The organism is Gryllotalpicola sp. CP2-P1 (genome assembly GCF_057512245.1).
The window spans coordinates 1-2,967 of the sequence record NZ_JBLRDT010000252.1 but is presented as its reverse complement, the minus strand read 5'-3'; the positions used below and the strand labels follow the sequence as shown (position 1 = coordinate 2,967).

Here is a 2,967-nt window from a genome sequence, read left to right as displayed (position 1 = left end):
CCCGAGCAGGTGACCTTCGTGCTCAAGGGGCGCGGTATCGCGCAGCTGCAGCAGGAGGTGCTCGCGGGAGCCGTCGGCGGCCCGCAACGCCGCCTCACGGTCGCGCAGTTCGCCGCGAGCCACGGGCAGACGCCGCAGGCGATCGGGGCACTCACGAGCTATCTGGCCGGTTTCGGCATCCGCTCGACCGTGCTCGCCAACCGGCTCGACGTGCAGACGACGGGCACGGCGTCCGCCTACAACCGCGCACTCAACGTGAGCCAGAAGCAGTACCGGATTCCCGGCGGGCCGGCCCGCCACGGCACCGCCGGCCGGCCGCAGAACGTGCATGCGCCGACGAAGGCGCCGCAGCTGCCCCCGCGGCTGGCGCAGGGCGTCACGGCGATCTTCGGGCTGAGCAATTACGCCGCCTTCGGCAGCAGCACGGTGGCCGCCTCGGTGCCGGGGAAGAGCGCGCCCACCCTCAGCCCCGCGACGGTCGCCGCCGCGGTGCGGAAGGGCACGAGCGCGCCTGCAGCCCAGGGCGCGGCCGTGATCTCCGAAGACGACTGCGCCGCGATCACCCTCGGGTGGCCGCGCGACTGCAATCTGCCGCAGGACTTCGCGAGCGAGTACGGGCTCGACGACCTCGGCGCGCAGCACGACGGCACGGGCCAGGCCATCGGCGTCGTCACCTTCGCGTCGCTCGACGAGGGCGCGCCCGAGAACTTCTGGCAGAGCCTCGCGGCCACGCCCCAGCGCCCGCGCTCCGTCACGGTGCGCAACGTCGACGGAGGCCCGGGGGCGGCCGACGAGTACTCCGACGAGACCGATCTCGACGTCGAGCAGGCGGGCGGTGTCGCGCCCGGCGCCGACATCGTCGTCTACCAGGCGCCGAACACGGATGCCGGCGGGGTCGACGCGCTCTTCCAGGCCGCGGTCGAGAACACCGCGGGCTCGATCAGCATGAGCTGGGCGGAATCCGAGACGCTGGTGGCGTTCGGCCAGGCGACCGGCGCCGCGTCCGCCGGCTGGCGGGCGGCCTTCGACCTCGCGTTCCTCGAACTCGCCGCGCAGGGTCAGTCGACCTTCGTCGCCAGCGGAGACGTCGGCCCCTACCAGGCGCACATCGAGGACGATCTCGCGACGACGAATCTCACGGTCTCGGCCTTCGCCGCGAGCCCGTTCGTCACCGCAGCGGGCGGCACCACGCTGCCGTACACGGTCGACTTCTGGGGCAGCTGGAGCGACGAGCAGGTTACGGTTCCCGCCGAGCGAGCGTGGAACTCGGCGTACCTGTGGGGGCCGTTCGCGCGCACCTACGAGGTGTCCTACCAGGAGGCGGCGACGGTGAACATCGGCGGCGGTGGCGGCGGCTACAGCCGGTACCAGCCGCTGCCGCCCTACCAGCGGCTCGTGCCCGGCGGCCAGAGCTTCACGGCCGTGCAGAATCTGACCGGCACGGACCCGCGCCAGCTCGCCGCAGGGCTCACGCTGCCGACCGACTGGGTCGCGAACGAGTCGCCGCGCATCGTGCACGGGCGGGCGACCGGCCGCGCGGTGCCCGATCTTTCGGCCGACGCCGACCCGCAGACCGGCTATCTCGTCTACGCGCCCGAATACGGCGGCCTGATGCCGCTCGGCGGCACCAGCCTCGTCGCGCCCCAGCTCGCCGGGGCCGCCGCCGTGATCAACGAGGCGAACCGCGGGCGCAGCGGGTTCTGGAACCCGTCGATCTACCGAGCGGCCGCGAGCCGGAACTCGCCGTTCACGGCACTCAGCACGACGGGCGGCGGCAACGACAACCTGTACTACACGGGGACCCCCGGCACGCTCTACAACCCGGCGACGGGTCTCGGCACTCCCGATCTCGGAAGGCTCGCGGGCGCTCTGCGCCGACGCTAGGGAGACGCCAGGGAACCCGCAGGTCTAGCCGGCGCATAGGCGCGGACCGATAGCGTTCTTCGTGGTGAGTGCGCTTCCGAACAACGTGCTGGTGATGATCCCGACCTACAACGAACGGGACAACGTGGAGTGGATCGTCGGCCGCGTGCGCCGCGCGCAGCCCGACGCGCACGTGCTCGTCGTCGACGACTCCTCACCCGACGGCACCGGCGAGCTCGCCGACGCGCTCGCCGCGGCCGACGACCGGGTTCACGTGCTGCACCGCCCGGGCAAGCAGGGCCTCGGCCGCGCCTACATCGAGGCGATGCGCTGGGGCATCGCCCGCGGCTACGGGGTGCTCGTCGAGCTCGACGCCGACGGCTCGCACCAGCCCGAGCAGCTCGGCCGGCTGCTCGACGTGCAGGGCGCCGACCTCGTGCTCGGCTCGCGCTGGATCTCCGGCGGGGCGGTCGAGAACTGGCCGTGGCATCGGCGGGCGATCTCTCGGGTCGGCAGCGCCTACGCCCGCACCGTGCTCGGCCTCGGGGTCAGAGACGTCACGGGCGGGTATCGCGCGTTCCAGGCATCCGCTCTCGAGAAGCTCGACCTCGATGCCGTGCACAGCCACGGCTACGCGTTCCAGGTCGACATGCTCGCGCGTGCGGTGCGCGCCGGGCTGCGCGTGGTCGAGGTGCCGATCACCTTCGTCGAGCGCGAGCGCGGTGCGTCGAAGATGTCGATCGGCATCGTGGCCGAGGCGATGCTGCGCGTGACGTGGTGGGCGATCAGCCGGCGACGGCGCTGAGTCGCGCTGCTGCGGGCCGTCTTAGGCTCGGACCATGACCGAAACCTGGCACGACCCGTATGAGGAACTCGCCCAGCTGCGCGAGTTCGGGTCCTTCACCGTCACCAGTTCCTCCATCGACCACGGCCAGCCGATCCCGGCCGTGCACCGCTCGCCCGGGCAGGGCGGCTCGTCCGTCTCGCCGCAGCTGTCGTGGAGCGGCTTCCCCGCCGAGACGAAGAGCTTCGCCGTCACGCAGTTCGACCCCGACGCCCCCACGGGCTCCGGCTTCTGGCACTGGGCGGTCTTCAACATCCCCG

General features: G+C 72.4%; 3 protein-coding genes. All 3 read left to right on the top strand.

Translation table 11 applies throughout. From position 1 onward, the window contains the following. Positions 1–1,884 (top strand): S53 family peptidase (locus ACM2XV_RS13785; RefSeq protein ID WP_487027334.1); only part of this gene is annotated, 1,884 nt, incomplete at its 5' end. Between the two features lie 94 nt (positions 1,885–1,978). Next, positions 1,979–2,668, top strand: coding sequence for a polyprenol monophosphomannose synthase (locus tag ACM2XV_RS13780; protein ID WP_487027335.1), 690 nt, complete (start codon positions 1,979–1,981; stop codon positions 2,666–2,668). 34 nt (positions 2,669–2,702) lie between these two features. After that, positions 2,703–2,967 (top strand): YbhB/YbcL family Raf kinase inhibitor-like protein (locus tag ACM2XV_RS13775; RefSeq protein WP_487027333.1); only part of this gene is annotated, 265 nt, incomplete at its 3' end.